Consider the following 17,923-nt stretch of genomic DNA (forward strand, 5'->3'; position numbering starts at 1 on the left):
CCGGTTGAACTCCCCGTACGTCAGCGATCCTTCCTCACCGACCAGCGCCACCCGCTCCGGATCCCGCGCCACCTGCGCCTCGAACGCACCCGGCAACGTGCCCGGGGCCACCTCACGCGCCGTGTCGTTGACCCGACGCACCAGCCAGTCCCGCTCCTCCTCGCCCAGCACCTCCACCGCACCCACCGGCACGCGCGGGTTCTCCAGGACCTGCTCCAGCACCCGGACGAGCCGAGCCGCGATCACCTCGGCCGTGTCGCGGTCGTAGAGGTTGCGCTGGTAGTCGAGGGAGAGCCGCAGGTAGGGGTCGGAGGAGTTGAGGGTGAGGGGGTAGTGCGAGCCGGCGAAGGGCCGGATCGCGTCGATCGTGACGCCCGCCGAGGTGTTGGCCTCGACGATGCCCTCGCGGTCGATCGGGTAGTTCTCGAAGACGACGATCGTGTCGAAGAGGGCCGGCAGTCCGACGCCGCGCTGGATGTCGGCGAGGCCGTAGTAGTGGTGGTCGAGCAGGGTGATCTGCCGGTCCTGCAGGTCGGTGATGACGTCGGCCACGCTCTGGTCGGACCGGCACCGCGCCCTGGTCGGGAGGGTGTTGATGAACAGGCCGACCATGTCCTCCGACCCGGTCAGGTCCGCCGGGCGGCCGTTGACGGCGGCGCCGAAGACCACGTCCCGCTGTCCGGTCAGTTTGGAGAGCAGGATGGCCCAAGCGCCTTGCAGGAGGGTGTTCAGCGTGACGCCGAGTTCGGCGGCGCGCCGGGCGAGTTCGCGGCCCTTGTCGATCGACAGCGGCACCTCGACCCGGCCGAGGGCGGACGCGTCCCCCTCGGCACGGCGGCCGGCGGCCACGAGAGTGGGCTCGTCGAACCCGTCGAGCTCGGCCCGCCAGCGGGCCGCCGACGCCTCCCGGTCCTGCTGGGACAGCCAGGCCAGGTAGTCGCCGTACCCGCGGACCGGGGCGAGCCCGTCGGTCCCGGCGTACAGACGGATCAGGTCCTTGATCACCAGCGGGGAGGACCAGCCGTCGAAGAGGGTGTGGTGGGCCGTGATGACGAGCTTTGCCCGCTCCGGCCCGCAGGTGAGCAGGGCCAGGCGGAACAGCGGCGGCCGGGCGGGGTCGAGCCGGTCGGCGCGGTCGTCGGCGAGGGCCTGGTCGAGCGCGGCGTCCTGTTCGGCCTCGTCGCGGCCGGTCAGGTCCAGGTGCCGCCAGGGCACGGCGACGTGCTCCGCCACGACCTGCACCGGGTCGCCGTCGGCCGCGGTGAGGAACGCGGAGCGCAGGTTCGGGTACCGCTCCAGGAGCGCCTGCCCGGCCGCCCGCATGCGGGCCGGCTCCACGTGTCCGGACAGGTGCAGCACGAACTGCATGTGGTAGACGTCGAAGGTTCCCTCGGCGAGTGCGGCCTGGAACTGGATGCCGGACTGTCCCGGGGCCTGCGGCCACACCTGCTCCAGCCGGCCGTAGCGCTCCTCCCAGGTCTCGATCTCCTCCTGCCGCACCGCCACCAGCGGGGCGTCCGAGGGGGTGAGGCCGCCGGTGTCCGGGCGGGCGGCGTGCGCGGCCATGCCGTGCAGCGCCTCGACCCACAGCCGGGCCAGCTCCTCGGTCCGCTCGCGGGTCAGGACGCCGGTGGCGAACATGAGGGCGGCCTGGAGCCGGGTGCCGTCGGGGGTGTCCGTGGCGACCGAGTTGACCTCCAGCGCGGACAGCGCGGGCAGGTCCGGGTCGGGTGCCGCGATCAGCTCGGACGACCAGGACGCCGGTCCCCAGCCCTGTGCGCGCAGATGCTCGGGCACGTCGGACTCGGAGATCCGGCCGAGGTAGTTGAAGCCGATCTGCGGCGCCGGGTAGTCGGCGAGCTGCTCGGCGGTCTCCGGGTTCAGGTAGCGCAGCAGCCCGTAGCCCAGGCCCTTGTCGGGGACCGCGCGCAGCTGTTCCTTGACCAGCTTGACCGCCCGGCCGGCCGCGGGGCCGCCGGCCAGGACGCCGGCCTGGTCCACCCCGCGCACGTCGACCCGGGCCGGGTACATGCTGGTGAACCATCCGGCGGTCCGGGAGAGGTCGGCGCCGGGGACGACGTCCTCCTCGCGGCCGTGTCCCTCCAGCCGGACCAGGGTCGAGCGGTCCGTGCCGCGCCACCGGTTGACGGCACACGCGAGCGCGGCGAGCAGTACGTCGGTGGCGGTGCCCCGGTACGCCGCCGGCAGCCTGGTGAGGACCGCCTCCGTGACGTCGGCGGGCAGTTCCACGCGCACGGTGTCGACCGTGGCCCACACGTCCACCGCCGGGTCGAACGCCCGTGTGCCCAGGGGCGGGCCGGACGCCTCCAGCAGGTCGCGCCAGTACTCCAGTTCGGCTTCGCGCCTCTCGGAGAGCGCCTCGTCCTGGAGCGCCAGGGCCCAGCGGCGGGCCGAGGTGCCGACCGCGGGCAGTTCGGGTGCCTTGCCGGAGCGGACCTGCTGCCACGCCTCGGCGAAGTCCGACATGAGGATCCGCCAGGTGACGCCGTCCACCACCAGGTGGTGCAGCACCACGAGCAGCCGGCCCTCGCCCGAGGCGGCGGCGAACCAGACGAAGTCCGCCATGGTCCCGGCCTCCGGGTCGAGCCGTCCGACCGCGTCGTCCAGCTCCGCCTTCGCCGCCGTCAGCGACTCCGGCTCGTCCCACCGGCCGTCGCAGTCGACCCGGCGGATCAGGCCCGCCGCGCGTACGGTGCCCGGCTCGCGCACGACGAGGGCGGGCTCGTCGCCGCGGACCAGCCGGGCGCGCAGCAGATCGTGCCGGTCGAGTACGGCGTCGAGTGTGGCGGCGAGGCCGTCCGCGTCGATGCCCTCGGGCAGTTCCAGCACCATCGACATAGCGAAACGATTCGTCCCGCCGCCGTGCTCGAACACGTGTCGTGCCACCGGCTGGAGCGGCATCGGGCCGACGCCGCCGCCCTCCAGCTCCGCGAGCACGGGCACCCGGCCCTGGCGGTCGGCGGCCGCCTCGGCCAGCCGGGCCGCCGTGCGGCACTCGAAGATCTCCCGGGTGGTCAGCTCCAGGCCCCGGGCGCGGGCCCGCGCGACCACCTGGATCGACCGCAGGCTGTCGCCGCCGACGGCGAAGAAGTCGTCGTCGACACCGACCCGCTCCACACCGAGCACGTCCGCGTAGGCGGCGGCGATGATCCGCTCGGCCTCGGTGCGCGGCTCCCGGTAGGCCTCGCCCAGGAACTCCGGCTCGGGCAGCGCCTTGCGGTCCAGCTTGCCGGTCGGTCCGAGCGGCAGCCGGCCGAGGGCCACGAACGCCGACGGGACCATGTAGTCGGGCAGGCGGGCGGCGACGAACTTGCGCAGTTCGGCGGCCGAGGCCCCGGCCTGCACGTCCACGTCGCCGATGCCGCCGGCGCCGTCGTCGCCGACGGCCCCTTCGCCGGTGTGCACCACGTAGGCGACGAGCTGCTTGCCGCCCGAGGGCGCCTCGCGGCCGATCACCACGGCCTCGCTGATGCCGGGGTGCTGCGTGATGGCCGCCTCCACCTCGGCGGTCTCGATGCGGAAGCCGCGCACCTTCACCTGGCCGTCGCCGCGGCCGACGCACTCCAGCCGGCCCTCGGCGTTCCAGCGGGCCAGGTCGCCGGTGCGGTACATCCGCTCGCCGGCGGGGCCGAAGGGACTGGCCACGTAGCGCTCGGCGGTCAGGCCCGGCCGGTCGTGGTAGCCGCGGCCGAGGCAGGTACCGGCCACGTACAGCTCACCGACGACGCCCTGCGGGACCGGGGCGAGTCCCGGGCCGAGGACGTAGGCGCGCATGTTGCCGAGCGGGGTGCCGATGGGAGCGACGTCGCCCTGCGCCCACTCCTCGGACGGGTCGAGGGAGAACGTGGTGGCGTAGAAACTCTCGCTCTGGCCGTAGGAGTTGACGATCCGCGCGCCGGGCAGGGCCTCGCGCACCTGGCGCACCAGCCGGGCCGGGAGCACGTCGCCCGCGAAGACGACCGTGCGCACGTCGGGGGTCTTGTCCAGGTGGCCGACGAGTTCGCCGAGCACGGAGGGGACGCCGCTGATGACGTGGCCGTTCCAGCCGTCCCGTTCGCCGAGCGCCAGCGCGTTCGGCACCAGTTCGGCCGTGCCGCCGGTGGTGAGGGCGGTGAGCAGTTCGAAGACGGAGACGTCGAAGTTGACGGAGGTGCCGGCCAGCATCCGCCACCCGGGCGTCGGGGCGAGGACGCGTGCCAGCTCGCGCACGCCGTTGACGACGCCCCGGTGGGTGATCGCGGCGCCCTTCGGCTTGCCGGTGGAGCCGGAGGTGTACATCACGTACGCGAGGTTGTCCGGGCCGAGCGGCGCGCGGCGGCCCGCGTCGTCCGGCGCTCCCTGGGGCGTGGTCCACCCCGCGCGCTGGTCGACGTCGACGGTCTCGAAGTCACCGGGCGGCAGCTCCCGGGCGGTGGCGGTGTCGGTGACCGCGAACCGGGGGCGTGCCTCGGCCAGCACGGTGTGCGCCCGCCCGCCGAGATACTGCGGGTCCATCGGCACGTATCCGGCGCCGGACTTGAGGATGCCGAGCAGGCCGGCGACCAGGTCCTCGGTGCGGGGCAGGGCGAGGACCACCAGGTCCTCCGGCCCGGCACCGCGTCGGATGAGCTCCCACGCCACGCCGTTCGCCCGGTCGTCCAGCTCCCGGTAGGTCAGCGTCCGGCCGTCGCACTCGAGGGCCGGGGCGTCGGGCGTCCTGGCCACCTGGTTCTCGAAGAGCTGCGGGACGGTCGGCTCCGGCACCGCGGCCGTACGGTCGTCGCCCCGGGTCAGCCACCGCTCCCGCTCGGCGTCGTCGAGCACGTCGACGGTGGCGACCGCGCGCTGCGGGTCGGCCACGAGCCGGCCCAGGACGCGGACGAACCGCTGCGCGATGGCCTCGGCGGTGTCCTGGTCGAAGAGGCTGGTGGCGTACTCCAGCCGGCACTGCGCCCCGCCGTCGTTGTCCGGAAGCAGGTCGAAGAACAGGTCGAACTTGGCCGTGCGGGTCTCCAGCCGCTCGACCTCGACGCCGAGGCCGGGCAGTTCCAGCGGCGGTACGGGCGGCTGCCAGGAGAGCATGACCTGGAAGAACGGGTTGTAGGCGGTGGACCGGTGCGGGTTGAGCCGCTCCACCAGCCGCTCGAAGGGCATGTCCTGGTTGTCGTACGCGGCCAGCGACCGCTCCCGGACCCGCTCGAGCACCTCGTGGAAGGTCGGGTTGCCGGAGAGGTCGGCGCGCAGCACCCAGGTGTTGACGAAGAAGCCGACGAGGTCGCGCAGTTCCTCGTCGGTGCGGTCGGTGATGGGCGCGCCGATGGGCAGGTCGTCGCCGCACCCGAGGTGGTGCAGGAGCACCGCCAGCGCCGAGTGCATGACCATCGACACCGTGGCGTCCCGTTCGACGGCCAGCTTCTCCACGGAGCGGAGCAGGGCGGGGTCGATCGCGAACCGGATCCGGTCGCCCTCGGAGCGCATCACTCTAGGGCGGGGGCGGTCCGTGGGCAGGGGCAGCGGTTGCGGCAGGTCGGCCAGCGCCTCGCGCCAGTACTCCAGCTGCCGGGCCGCCAGGCTCTCCGGATCGGCCTCGTCGCCGAGCACGTCCAGCTGCCACAGCGTGTAGTCCGCGTACTGCACCGGGAGCGGCTCCCACGCCGGGGCGCCGCCCTCGGCGCGGGCCGCGTAGGCCGTGGTGAGGTCGCGGAACAGCGGCCCGAAGGACTCGCCGTCCACGGCGATGTGGTGGGCCACGACGACGAGGGTGTGGTCGCGCGGTCCGCACCGCAGCAGGGCGGCGCGCACCGGCACGTCGGCGGCCAGGTCGAAGGTCTCGGTGGCCGTCCGGTCGACCGCCGCCGCCAGCTCCTCCTCGGTGACCTCGACGACCGGCAGGCCGAACGGCTTCTCCCCGGACGCCAGCACCCGCTGGTGCGGTACGCCGTCGTCGTCCTCGACGATCACCGTGCGCAGGGCCTCGTGCCGGTCGAGGACGTCGCGGAGCGCCGCCTGGAGCGCCTCCCCGTCCAGGTCGCCGGTCAGGCGCAGGGCGAAGGCGCCGTTGTAGGTCGGCGACGGTCCTTCGAACCGGTCCACGAACCACAGCCGGCGCTGCGCGAACGACAACGGGATCATTGTGTCTCCAAAATCGGCGAACCGGTCAGCGGTCGGCGGTCGTCGGTCAGCTCTGGTCGAGCAGGTCCAGGAGCTCGTCGTTGTAGAAGTCGTCGAGGGAGATCGCCCCCGACAGCGTCGAGAAGTACCGGTCGATCTGCTCCTGGTGACCGACCAGCTTCTGCAGCATCTCGGCCCGCCCCTCGGGCTTGAGTTCGGCCACGTTGAGCGCGCCCTGGTAGTGGCTGAGGGCTTCGCCGCCCAGGTCGTTCTCGTAGCGCCGCAGCGCCGCGTTGAGCACGGCGTCGTCGTGCAGCCCGTCCCCGATGTGGTCGGTGAGCGACTGCGCCTGGACGAAGGCCTCGGTGATGCCGCGGGCGGTGATGGAGTCCTTGTGGTTCACCGCGTCACCGACCAGCGCCCACCCGGGCCCGAAGGCCTTGCGGAAGTAGTTCTGCTGGTGCCCGGTGCCGTAGAGCTGCTCCTCGCGCTTGCCCGCCGCCATCCGCTCCCACAGCTCGGGCGCCGTCGTGCGGAAGGCGTCGAGGTAGGCGGGTTCCACCGCCTTGCGCATCTCGGAGAACTCGTCCTGCGGGAAGTAGGCCATGAGCAGGGTGAGGTCGTCGTTGGTGGGGATGACGCCGATCCACCGCCCCGGCCGCGCGTACAGCTCGAAGTCGGAGGGGACCCCGGACCAGTAGCTGTAGTAGGTGCAGGTCATCCGCGGGTGCTCGATGACGTTCTGCGCGCCGGTCTTGCGGGCCACCAGCGACCGCATGCCGTCCGCGCCGACGACGAGGCGTGCCCGGTCCGTCGCCTCGCCTCCGCCGGGGGTCGTGTACCGCACCCCGACGACCCGGTCGTCCTCGAACAGCAGGTCGTTGACCGCGCAGCCCTGCCGGAAGTCGACGCCGGCCGCGACGGCTCCGTCCGCGAGGATCGGGTCGAGTACGTACCGCCGGGGCGCGTACGTCGTCCGCTGGCCGTCGATCGGCAGGGAGAATCCCTCGATACGGACCCCGGGCGCCTCGTAGCGCTGACGGTCGATCGGCCGGCAGCCCGCCTCGACGAGCCTGTCGAGCAGCCCCCATCGCTTGAGCAGGGCAACGCCCTGGGTGTGGAGGTAATGGGAGGAGAGCGTGTCCTGCGGGAACCGCGCTTTCTCCAGGAGCAGGACTCGATAACCCTGCCGCGCGAATAGCATGGCCGTCGGCGAACCCGCACAACGGGCACCTATGACAATCACGTCGTACATGGCGCGCCTCTCTTACCAGGTAGTTTTTTGCCCAACGCGGCAGCAGCCGGAAAAGTCATCGTGTTGGTGCGCGCTATCGACGCAGCGAATGAATGAACGCTGCCGAGCACGAAAATGATGCTAGCCGCCCGGACGGACGGCAGAAAGAGAATCCGCGACCGGAACCGCAGGTCGGCGCGGGCTGTGTCGTGTCCCGCCGGCGGGACACGACACAGCCCGCGCCCGCCACTACGGAGCCATCGGCTCCAGGGATTCGATGTACGCGGAGATGGACGCCACCGTCGGGTTGAGGAACATCTGGTCCATCGGGACCTCGACGCCCAGTTCCTGAATGAAAGCATCCTGAATTCGGAACATGATCACGGACTGGCCGCCCAGGGTGAAGAAATCGTCGTCGGCCGCTATGTCGTCGACTTTCAGCTCCCGGCACCAGATGTCACGCACACTGTCGGCAATCATCATTGTCCTCTCTGGTTCGCCGACAGGTTTGTTGTCGGCTGCCGCGTCGGCTATCGCGCCGCGCCGCTCATCGCGTACTGCTTCTGGAGCGAGTCGACCAGCGCCGCGCGGTCGACCTTCCCGTGCGGGCTCAGCGGGAGCCGCAGGACGTTCACGAAGTTGGCGGGGACCATGTTGCGCGGCAGGGTCTGCAGCAGACGGATGCGCACGTCGTCCTCGGTGAGCTCGTCCCGGGTCGGGACGATGAACGCGGTCAGTTCGGCCTCGCCGGCGTCGTTGGGCGCGACGACCACGGCGGCCTCCCGGATCCCGGCCAGCCGGCCGAGCGCGCGCTCGATGTCGGTGGGGTCGATGCGCATGCCCCGCACCTTCACCTGCGCGTCCATCCGGCCGGCGACGACGAGGTTGCCGGCCTCGTCGACGCGGCCGCGGTCACCCGTGCGGTACACCCTGAGCGGCACGCCGTCGACCTCGATCGTCGCGAACTTCGCGTTCTCGGGGCCCGCTCCGCCCAGATAGCCCGCGCCGACGCTCGCCCCGGAGATGCAGACCTCGCCGTACTCCCCCGCGCCGACGCCGCGCAGCTCCTCGTCGAGAAGGTGGATGTCGGTGTTGTAGGCCGGCCTGCCGACCGGGGTGATGTCGTGTCCGCCGCGCCAGTATCCGGCGAGGTCGTAGGAGGTGGCGACGTCCGTGCACTCGGCGACGCCGTACTGGTGCAGGAGGGTGCAGGCGTTGCCCTCGCGCCGCGCCCAGTTGGCGAGCCGTTCGGTCTTCAGCGGCTCGCCGCCGAAGAGCACGTAGTCGAGCCGGGTGAGCGCGTCGCCGCCGCGCGCGGTCTCCCAGTCCACGAGCAGGTACAGGGTGCTGGAGGCGCAGTGCACGACCCGTATGTCGTGCTGGGTGAGGATGCGGTAGGCCATCATGGCGTCGAAGTTCCGGCTCGCCATCAGGTACTGGGTGGCTCCGCAGAACAGCGGTGTCATCAGCGCCCGTTGGGACAGGTCGAACCCGAAGGCGCTGACGACCAGGTTGTGCGATCCGCTGTGCAGGCCGTACTCGAGCTTCAGCCAGTTCATCAGGTTGAACCAGCCCTCGTGCCGCACCGCGGTCAGCTTCGGCGTTCCGGTCGAACCGGACGTGAAGACCGCGTAACACACGTCGTCGCCGGTGACGTGGACGTCGGGGGCGATCGCCGGGAGCTGCGCGAGGTGGTCGGTGAGCTGCTCCAGGTCGACGACCTCGACGCCCGCCGAGTCGACCATCCCCCGCGTCTGGGGGGAGGCGACGATCAGGGCGAGGGAGGGGACCTGGCCCAGCAGGAGCTGGAGCCGGGCCGCCGGGTAGGCCGGGTCGAACGGCACGTACGCCGCGCCCGCCTTCAGCGTGCCGAGGATCGCGACGAGCATGTCGGCCGAGTAGTCGAGACAGACGCCGACCTTCGCTCCCCGGCCGTGCCCGCGCGCGGCGAGGAAGTGCGCGAACCGGTTCGCCCGCGCGTCCAGCTCGGCGTATGTCGTCCGACGGCCGGCGTGAACGACGGCCACGGCGTCGGGGGTGGCCGCCGCGTTGGCCTCGAACTGCTGGTGCACGACGGGCGCCGGGGGCAGGGCGACCCGCTTTCCCTGAAGGATCATCAACTGGCTCCGATGTGAGAGAAGTCCGGTCGGACGAGTCGCCGGCGCGTCACGGGAACGGGTGGCGGCCCGGCGCGTGCGGCGCGACGGGCCTTTAGGCGGTGCCGCTCCCGGCGGTGCGGCGGTCGGCGGTGCGAGGGGCGGCGGTGCGAGGGGCGGCGGTGCGAGGGGCGGCGGTGTGGCGGTCGGCGGTGCGAGGGGCGGCGGTGCGAGGGGCGGCGGTGTGGCGGTCGGCGGTCGCGAGCACCTGAGTCACCCATTCGCCGACGGGCAGACCATGCGCGGCGGCCGCCTTCGAGTAGTGCTCGAGCTGGTCGGCGGAGAGCTCGATGGTGAGGGTGGTGACCTGCGTCCGGCGCTGCTCGGCGGCCGGCGGCTTTGCGGACCGGGGTGCCGCCTGCTGCTCCTCGTCGCGGTCCGGGGAGATCTCGGTGGTGTCGCTCTGCGCGGCCAGGCTGGCGCGCAGTGCCCTGCGGAGTTCGTTGCGCGACCATTTCTGTTGCTCGGCCTTGCGCAGCCAGTAGTCCTGCTCCGGCGGCGACAGACGGGCCACCTCCGCGTGGTGGGCGAAGCTGAGGCCGTCCCGCCTGCGGTCGTGATCGAACCGCCGGGCCACCCATGCGTAGTTGCGCAGGGTCTGGTAGTCGAGCCCGGTGCGCTCGATGGCCTCCTTGTACCGCCGCCAGCCGTAGGTGGCCTCCCCGAAGAGCAGCCAGTCGGCGAGCCACCACGCCGAGGAGTTCACGAGCTCGCGCAGGTTGGTCCCGATCTGCTCCCAGGACCGCTCCGGCAGGTTCTGCGGGAAGAGCATCCCCGACTTCTGCACCTTGGCCTGCGTCCCCACGAAGGACAGGACCACATCGCGCTGCGCCGGCTCACCGCTGGTGTCCACCGGCCTCGCCTTGTACCTGCTCGCCGTTCTCACAGCCCCCGTCACAACCTTCATCTCCCAACTCAGAGCGTTTCCCGGGGCGTCGGCCGGTCACACGGCCGGGCACCCGGGCGGCATGTACTGCGTGAGCGCCGGCGGGACATGGGTGTGCGGGCCCGCGAAGCCGGTCGCGGGCGTCGCGGGCCGCGGCGCCTTCCACCAGGTTCTTTCCGTTCGCACGTCCGGACAGCGCCGTCCCGGCCGGGACCGCGGACCCGGCGGCGGTCAGCAGAGGGACCGGGACGGCGCGGGCGGGATCCGCCGCGTCGGCTCGACGGGAGTCCGGGCGGGCCGTTCAGCCCGCCGCCATGGCCTCCCGCAGGCTCTTGGGGCGCAGGTCCGTCCAGTTCTGCTCGACGTACTCCAGGCACTCGGCCCTGGCCGCCTCGCCGAAGACCACCCGCCAGCCCGCGGGAACCTCGGCGAACGCCGGCCACAGGGAGTGCTGCTCCTCGTCGTTGACCACGACGTGGAAGCGGCCGTCCTCGTCATCGAAGGGGTTCGTGCTCAACTGGCACCGTCCTTAACCGTCACGGGGTGACTCGGGATGGGAGAACGCCGGGCCCACCGGCCCGGCCTCGGGCCGGGGCCGCCGGCCCTCGACGTACACACGGAGATCGGCCGCCCGCGTTCCTGGGACCGGGCGCGGTCGTCGTACGGGCTTGGCTGCCCCACGTGGCCGGTAGCCGACTCGCCGACCACTGTAGCCAGGGCACCGCTCAGATCCGGTCGAGTTCCGCTCGAGACGCCGGGCGGCGGACGGCGCCCGCGGACCGGGGCGTGGCGGGCGCCCGAACGGGGGCTGAGACGGGCGTCCGGCGGGCGTCCGATGCGTAGTCACCCCGGTACGCAGAGCACTGACCCCACGTCGTGGGCGTGCCGCCCGAGGTTCGCTAGAGGGTTCCCACACCGGCGGCGGAGTCCCTCTGGTGGCCGCTCCGTTTCGGCCACGGCCGTTCTATGGTGCGAACGTGCGCAGCCCGATCCGAGGGGGAGCGATGGACAGCACACCACCTGCCTTGCGCCTGTTCGTCCTGCACCACGCGGGAGGCTCGCACGTGCTGTACCGCCACTGGCCTGCCGGGCTGCCGGACACGTGGAACGTACGGCTGCTCGACGCCCCGGGGCACGGCTTCCTCCTCGACCAGCCCCCGATCGCGGAAGCCGGCCGCCTCGCCGACTTCCTGCTGGACCACATCGAGCCGGAACTGACGAGTCCCTACGCCCTGTTCGGGCACAGCATGGGTGCCCTCCTGGCGTACGAGATCACCCGGCGGGCGCTCGACCGGGGGCTGCCCCGGCCGGTATGGCTCGGTGTGTCGGCCCGTACCGCGCCGCAGCTCGTGGTTCCGGGGCGGCGCTACCACTCGCTGTCCGAGGCCGAGCTGAGGGAACGTCTGAAGGCGCTCGGCGGCACGCCCGACAGCGTCTTCGACGACCCCGGGCTGTGGGCCCTGTTCGAGCCGGTCATCCGCAACGACCTGCGTCTGGTGGAGACCTGGCGCCCCACTCCCGGCACCGGTCCGCTGCCCGTGGCGCTGTCCGCCTACGCGGGCGCCGGGGACCGCCACGCCTCACCGCCGCGGATGGCGGGCTGGGAGGAGCACAGCGAGCACTTCCTGGGCCTGCGGGTCTTCGACGGCGGTCACTTCTACTTCCAGGACGATCCCCGGCCGCTGCTGCGGCGGATCGAACGGGACGCGACCACGGCGCTCGAAGCGGTGACCGCGGCGCACTCCTCCTGAACCTCCCGTGCCTCCCCCACGCACGGCACGCGGGCAAGCACGAGCACGGCATCCGCCACCTACGGACGAGTCTTCTGAAACGGGGAACTGACGATGCGGACGACGACACGGAAGAGACCGGGCGCGGGCCTGGTCGCGCTGGCGGCGGCGGCCCTCACGGCCACCGTCCTCACGCATCCCGCCCAAGCGGCCGGGGACGCTCCCGCCGCCGCGGCCGGCCACCAGGCGACGCAACGTGCGATGGACGCGGCCGTCGCCGCCGGCGTCCCCGGCGTCACCGCCGAGGCGCGGGACGCGGACGGGGTCTGGAAGTCGGCGTCGGGTGTGGGCGACCTGGCGACGGGCGCCCCGCGCGGCGAGAACGACCGGTTCCGTGTCGGCAGCATCACCAACACGTTCGTGGCGGTCGTCCTGCTCCAGATGGAGTCGGAGAAGAAACTCAGCCTGGACGACACCGTGGAGCGGCATCTGCCCGGCCTGGTGACCGGCAACGGCAACGACGGCAGCCGGATCACCGTGCGCCAGCTCCTCAACCACACCAGCGGTCTGACCGACTACTTCAGCGACCCGCGGTACCTCGACACGTACGTGCTGGGCGACGGTTTCCTCCAGCACCGGTACGACACGCTGCCCATCGGGACCCGCCTGCGGGTGGCGTTCTCCCACGCGCCGCAGTTCGAGCCGGGCGCCAGGCACTCGTTCTCCCACACCAACGACATCCTGGCCGCGCTGATCGTGGAGAAGGCGGGCGGCAGGTCGTACGAGAAAGAGGTGCGCGAGCGCATCGTCGCGCCCCTGAAGCTGGAGGCGACGTCCCACCCCGGCACGGCCTTCGGCCTGCCCCGGCCCAGCGGCCGCGAGCACGCCAGGCTCTTCCCCGCACAGCCGGACCGGATCGACGACGTCACCGAGGTCAACGGGTCACAGTTCTGGGGCGACGGCGACATCATCTCCAGTACGGGGGACCTGAACCGGTTCTACGCGGCGCTGCTGAAGGGCAAGCTGCTGCCGCCGCGGCAGCTGGCGAAGATGAAGGCGACCGTGGCCAACCCCGACGCCCCCGGCTCGTCCTACGGGCTCGGCATCGAACGGCTCACGCTGGGCTGCGGCACCACCCTCTGGTACCACGACGGGGGAACGATGGGGTCGATCTCCCTGGTCGCCATGACCGAGGACGGTCGCCACCAGCTCGCGTTCAACTACAACGGGACGTGGGCAGCGGAGAGCATCCTGGCCATTCTGGACGCCGAGTTCTGCGAGGCACCCGCCCGCGCACGCTGAGGCGGCGGGCCGCGAGGACCGGGCACGTGTCCGTCGACGGGGAGAATTCATGACAGTGCGAGCAGCCGTGGCGGGAGCGAGCGGCTACGCGGGGGGCGAACTCCTGCGTCTGCTCCTGGCCCATCCCGAAGTAGAGATAGGTGCCCTGACCGGGCACTCCAGCGCGGGTCAGCGGCTGGGCACGCTGCAACCGCACCTGGCCCCGCTGGCCGGGCGTGAGGTGCTGCCCACCACCGCCGACGCCCTCGCGGGGCACGACGTCGTCTTCCTCGCCCTGCCGCACGGGCAGTCCGCCGCCGTGGCGGAGGAACTGGGCGAGGAGTCGCTCGTCGTCGACTGCGGCGCGGACTTCCGCCTCGCGGACGCGGCCGACTGGGAGGCGTTCTACGGCTCGCCGCACGCCGGCACCTGGCCGTACGGCCTGCCCGAACTGCCCGGCGCCCGCGCCGCGCTGGCGGGCACCCGGCGCGTCGCGGTGCCGGGCTGCTACCCGACCGCGATCCTGCTGGCCCTCTCGCCCGCGTACGCGGCCGGGCTGGCCGAACCCGAGGCGGTGGTCGTCGCGGCGTCCGGCACGTCCGGCGCCGGCAAGGCGGCCAGGGCTGACCTGCTCGGCAGCGAGGTCATGGGCTCCATGCGGCCCTACGGCGTGGGCGGCGGCCACCGGCACACGCCCGAGATCAAGCAGCACCTCGGCGCCGCGGCAGGCCACCCGGTCACCGTCTCCTTCACCCCCACCCTGGCCCCCATGCCCCGCGGCATCCTCGCCACCTGCTCGGCCGCGGCCCGGCCCGGGGTGGGCGCGGCGGACGTACGGGCCGCGTACGAGAAGGCGTACGGCGACGAGGCGTTCGTGCGGCTGCTGCCCGAGGGGCAGTGGCCCGCCACCGGAGCCGTGTACGGGTCGAACGCCGGGCAGGTCCAGGTGGCCCTCGATCCGCAGGCCGGCCGGATCGTCGCGATCAGCGCCATCGACAACCTCACCAAGGGCACCGCGGGCGGCGCCGTCCAGAGCATGAACATCGCCCTCGGCCTGCCCGAGTCACTGGGGCTTTCCACGATCGGAGTCGCACCGTGAGCGTCACCGCAGCACGAGGCTTCAGGGCGGCGGGCATCGCCGCGGGAATCAAGCAGAACGGCAGCCGGGACCTGGCGCTCGTCGTGAACGACGGGCCGGGCAGTGCCGCCGCGGGCGTCTTCACCGCCAACCGCGTGCAGGCCGCCCCCGTCCAGTGGTCCCGGCGGGTCCTCGCGGACGGCTCGGTCCGCGCGGTGGTCCTCAACTCCGGCGGCGCGAACGCCTGCACCGGGCCGCGGGGCCTCGCGGACACCCGCGCCACCGCCGAGCGGACGGCCGGACGGCTCGGCCTGGACGTCTCCCAGGTGGCGGTCTGCTCCACCGGGCTCATCGGTGTGCCGCTGCCCATGGACCGGCTGCTGACCGGGATCGAGGACGCCGCCGGCCGGCTGTCCGGGGACGGCGGCGAGGACGCGGCGCGCGCCGTCATGACCACCGACACGGTGCACAAGACGGCCGCCGTGACGAAGGACGGCTGGACGGTCGGCGGCATGGCCAAGGGCGCCGGAATGCTCGCCCCGGGCCTGGCCACCATGCTCGTCGTCCTCACCACCGACGCCGACGTCGACGTCCGGGCGCTGGACCGCGCCCTGCGCGCCGCCACCCGCGTCACCTTCGACCGCGTCGACTCCGACGGCTGCATGTCCACCAACGACACGGTGCTGCTGCTCGCCTCCGGTGCCGCCGGCGTCGCTCCGGGCTACGAGGAGTTCGCCGACGCCGTCCGCGCGGTCTGCGCCGACCTGGCCCGGCAGCTCATCGGGGACGCGGAGGGTGCCGCCAAGGAGATCCGCGTCGAGGTCGTGGGCGCCGCGAGCGAGGACGACGCCGTCGAGGTGGGCCGCTCCATCGCCCGCAACAACCTCCTCAAGTGCGCCGTCCACGGCGAGGATCCCAACTGGGGCCGTGTGCTGTCCGCCGTCGGTACCACCTCCGCCGCGTTCGCGCCGGACCGGCTGAGCGTCGCCATCAACGACGTGTGGGTGTGCAAGGACGGCTCGGTGGGCGAGGACCGCGCGCTGGTCGACATGACCGGCCGCGAGGTCCGGATCACCGTGGACCTCGCCGAGGGCGCGGACCACGCCGTCGTCTGGACCAACGACCTGACCGCCGACTACGTCCACGAGAACAGCGAGTACTCCTCATGAGCGCTTCACCGTCTCCTCGGCCACTCCCCCGCTCCTTCGGCCACGACCGCTCCGGCGAGCACGCGGCCCTGCCCAAGGCCCGCGCCCTCATCGAGGCGCTGCCGTGGGTGGCGCGCCACCACGGCAAGACCGTCGTCATCAAGTTCGGCGGCAACGCCATGGTCGACGACGACCTCAAGGCGGCCTTCGCCATGGACATCCTCTATCTGCGGCACGCGGGCCTGAACCCGGTCGTGGTGCACGGCGGCGGCCCGCAGATCAGCGCGCAGCTCGGGCGTCTGGGTCTGGAGTCCCGGTTCGAGAGCGGCCTGAGAGTCACCACGGACGAGACCATGGAGGTCGTCCGCATGGTCCTGGCCGGGCAGGTGCAGCGCGAGCTGGTCGGGCTGCTCAACGCGCACGGCCCGCACGCGGTGGGCCTCACGGGTGAGGACGCCCGTCTGATGACCGCCGTCAAGCATTACGCCGACAAGGACGGCGAGCCCGTCGACATCGGCCGCGTCGGCGAGATCGCCCACGTCGACGCCGGGATCGTGCGGGGCCTCATCGACAACGGACGCATCCCCGTCGTCTCCCCCATCGCCCGGCCCGAGGACGACAAGGACGCGGCCGAGGGCGGTGTGTTCAACGTCAACGCCGACACGGCGGCCGCGGCCCTCGCCGTCGCGCTCGGCGCCGAGACGCTGCTGATCCTGACCGACGTCGAGGGCCTGTACCGCAACTGGCCCGACAGCGACGAGGTGATCCCCCGCCTGACCGCCGGCGAACTGACCGGGCTGCTGCCCCGGCTGTCCTCCGGGATGATCCCCAAGATGGAGAGCTGCCTGCACGCCGTGAACAACGGCGTGGGCTCCGCCCGCGTCGTCGACGGCCGGGTCCGGCACTCCATCCTGCTGCAGATGTTCACCGACGACGGGGCGGGCACGGTGGTCGTCCCGGACGACGACGCCGGCGTCCGGGAGGTGACGGCATGAGCGACGGCGTGCACGGCGGCGTGGACCTCGCCGGCGCCGGCGAAGGCGTCACGGACCTCGTCGGCGCGGATGCGGGCAACGCGGCGCTGACCCGGCGCTGGCAGGGCGCCATGATGGACAACTTCGGCACCCCCCGGCTGCCGCTGGTCCGCGGCCGGGGCGTCCGGGTCTGGGACGCGGAGGGCAACGAGTACCTAGACTTCGTCGGCGGCATCGCGGTCAACTCGCTCGGCCACGCTCACCCCGCGGTCGTCCGGGCCGTCTCCGAGCAGGTCGCCTCGCTCGGCCACGTCTCCAACCTGTTCATGGCCGAACCGACCGTGCGGCTCGCCGAGCGCCTGCTGCGGCTCGCCGGGCGCCCGGACGGCCGGGTCTACTTCTCCAACTCCGGCGCCGAGGCCAACGAGGCGGCGTTCAAGATCGGCCGCCTCACCGGCCGTACGCACATGGTGTCGGCGTCCGGCGGCTTCCACGGCCGCACCATGGGCGCCCTGGCCCTCACCGGCCAGCCCGCCAAGCAGCGCCCCTTCCGGCCGCTGCCGGGCGACGTCACCCATGTGCCGTACGGGGACGCGGAGGCCTTGCGCGATGCCGTCACGCCGGACACCGCGCTGCTGATGCTGGAGCCGGTGCAGGGAGAGAACGGCGTGGTCGTCCCCCCACCCGGCTATCTGCGGGCCGCCCGCGAGATCACCGCGGCAACCGGGACTCTCCTCGTCCTGGACGAGATCCAGACCGGCATCGGGCGCACGGGCCGCTGGTTCGCGGCCGAGACCGAGGGCGTCGACGCGGACGTCGTCACCCTCGCCAAGGGCCTGGGCGGGGGCCTGCCCATCGGCGCGACACTCGCCTTCGGCCGGGCCGCGCGGCTGCTCACGCCCGGGGCGCACGGCTCCACCTTCGGCGGGAACCCCGTGGTGTGCGCGGCCGCCCTCGCCGTACTGGACACCATCGAGCAGGCGGGCCTGCTGGACCACGTGGCCCGGACGGGGCAGCGGCTGCGGCACGGGCTGGAGCACCCGCGCCACCCGCTGGTGCGCGAAGTGCGCGGCGCCGGGCTGCTGCTGGGCGTCGTGCTCGCCGGGGACGCGGCGGCGCGCGTGCAGGGTGCGGCCGAGGACCGGGGGCTCCTGGTGAACGCGGTGATGCCGGACGTCGTCCGGATCGCCCCGCCGCTGATCGTGTCGGACAGCGAGGTGGACATCTTCCTCGACCGCTTCCGGGCGGCCCTGGGCGAGGCCCTCGGCGAGGTGCCGGCGGCGGCCTGAGCCGAGAGCGGGCGAGAGGGCCCACCGATGAAGCGC

General features: G+C 72.8%; 12 protein-coding genes. 6 read left to right on the plus strand and 6 right to left on the minus strand.

Going from position 1 to position 17,923, the window contains the following annotated elements:
* From ADK65_RS25275 to ADK65_RS25300, 6 genes are all read right to left on the minus strand, one after another.
* On the minus strand, positions 1-6,132 hold a 6,132-nt coding region (locus tag ADK65_RS25275), incomplete at its 3' end, for a non-ribosomal peptide synthetase (RefSeq protein WP_053672909.1).
* Between the two features lie 46 nt (positions 6,133-6,178).
* Positions 6,179-7,366, minus strand: a complete 1,188-nt coding sequence (locus ADK65_RS25280) for an NAD(P)/FAD-dependent oxidoreductase (RefSeq protein WP_053672911.1) — start codon at positions 7,364-7,366, stop codon at positions 6,179-6,181.
* A 228-nt stretch (positions 7,367-7,594) separates the two neighbouring features.
* Positions 7,595-7,825: an acyl carrier protein gene (locus ADK65_RS25285; RefSeq protein WP_234352947.1), complete on the minus strand. Its 231-nt coding sequence runs from the start codon at positions 7,823-7,825 to the stop codon at positions 7,595-7,597.
* 50 nt (positions 7,826-7,875) lie between these two features.
* A complete protein-coding gene (locus ADK65_RS25290) occupies positions 7,876-9,462 on the minus strand; it encodes an amino acid adenylation domain-containing protein (RefSeq protein ID WP_053672915.1) in 1,587 nt (528 codons plus the stop codon).
* Between the two features lie 94 nt (positions 9,463-9,556).
* Entirely contained in the window at positions 9,557-10,354 is a 798-nt protein-coding gene (locus ADK65_RS25295; RefSeq protein ID WP_234352948.1) for an LmbU family transcriptional regulator, read from the minus strand.
* Positions 10,355-10,688: 334 nt separating this feature from the next.
* Positions 10,689-10,904 carry an MbtH family protein gene (locus ADK65_RS25300; RefSeq protein WP_053672917.1) on the minus strand — a complete coding sequence of 72 codons (216 nt, stop codon included), beginning with the start codon at positions 10,902-10,904 and terminating at the stop codon, positions 10,689-10,691.
* 487 nt (positions 10,905-11,391) lie between these two features.
* On the opposite strand from ADK65_RS25300, the gene ADK65_RS25305 reads away from it, so the two are divergent.
* The 6 genes from ADK65_RS25305 (at position 11,392) to ADK65_RS25330 (ending at position 17,887) form a co-directional block, all read left to right on the plus strand.
* Complete coding sequence (locus tag ADK65_RS25305) at positions 11,392-12,138, plus strand: thioesterase II family protein (protein ID WP_053672919.1); 747 nt, start codon at positions 11,392-11,394, stop codon at positions 12,136-12,138.
* Between the two features lie 93 nt (positions 12,139-12,231).
* Positions 12,232-13,419 (plus strand): serine hydrolase domain-containing protein, encoded by a 1,188-nt coding sequence (locus ADK65_RS25310; protein ID WP_053672921.1) that lies wholly within the window; start codon positions 12,232-12,234, stop codon positions 13,417-13,419.
* 49 nt (positions 13,420-13,468) lie between these two features.
* A complete protein-coding gene (gene argC / locus ADK65_RS25315; RefSeq protein WP_053672923.1) occupies positions 13,469-14,497 on the plus strand; it encodes an N-acetyl-gamma-glutamyl-phosphate reductase in 1,029 nt (342 codons plus the stop codon).
* On the plus strand, positions 14,494-15,645 hold the full coding sequence (argJ, locus tag ADK65_RS25320; RefSeq protein ID WP_053672925.1) for a bifunctional glutamate N-acetyltransferase/amino-acid acetyltransferase ArgJ: 1,152 nt from the start codon (positions 14,494-14,496) through the stop codon (positions 15,643-15,645). The genes argC and argJ overlap by 4 nt, the downstream gene beginning before the upstream one ends.
* Positions 15,642-16,619, plus strand: coding sequence for an acetylglutamate kinase (gene argB / locus ADK65_RS25325; protein WP_053672927.1), 978 nt, complete (start codon positions 15,642-15,644; stop codon positions 16,617-16,619). Before argJ ends, argB begins: the two co-directional genes overlap by 4 nt.
* The gene (locus tag ADK65_RS25330; RefSeq protein ID WP_078956132.1) at positions 16,616-17,887 is read left to right on the plus strand and encodes an acetylornithine transaminase; all 1,272 of its coding nucleotides are present in this window, start codon (positions 16,616-16,618) and stop codon (positions 17,885-17,887) included. The genes argB and ADK65_RS25330 overlap by 4 nt, the downstream gene beginning before the upstream one ends.
* The last annotated feature ends 36 nt before the right edge of the window (positions 17,888-17,923 follow it).

The organism is Streptomyces sp. NRRL B-1140, assembly GCF_001280065.1.
Lineage (GTDB): Bacteria > Actinomycetota > Actinomycetes > Streptomycetales > Streptomycetaceae > Streptomyces.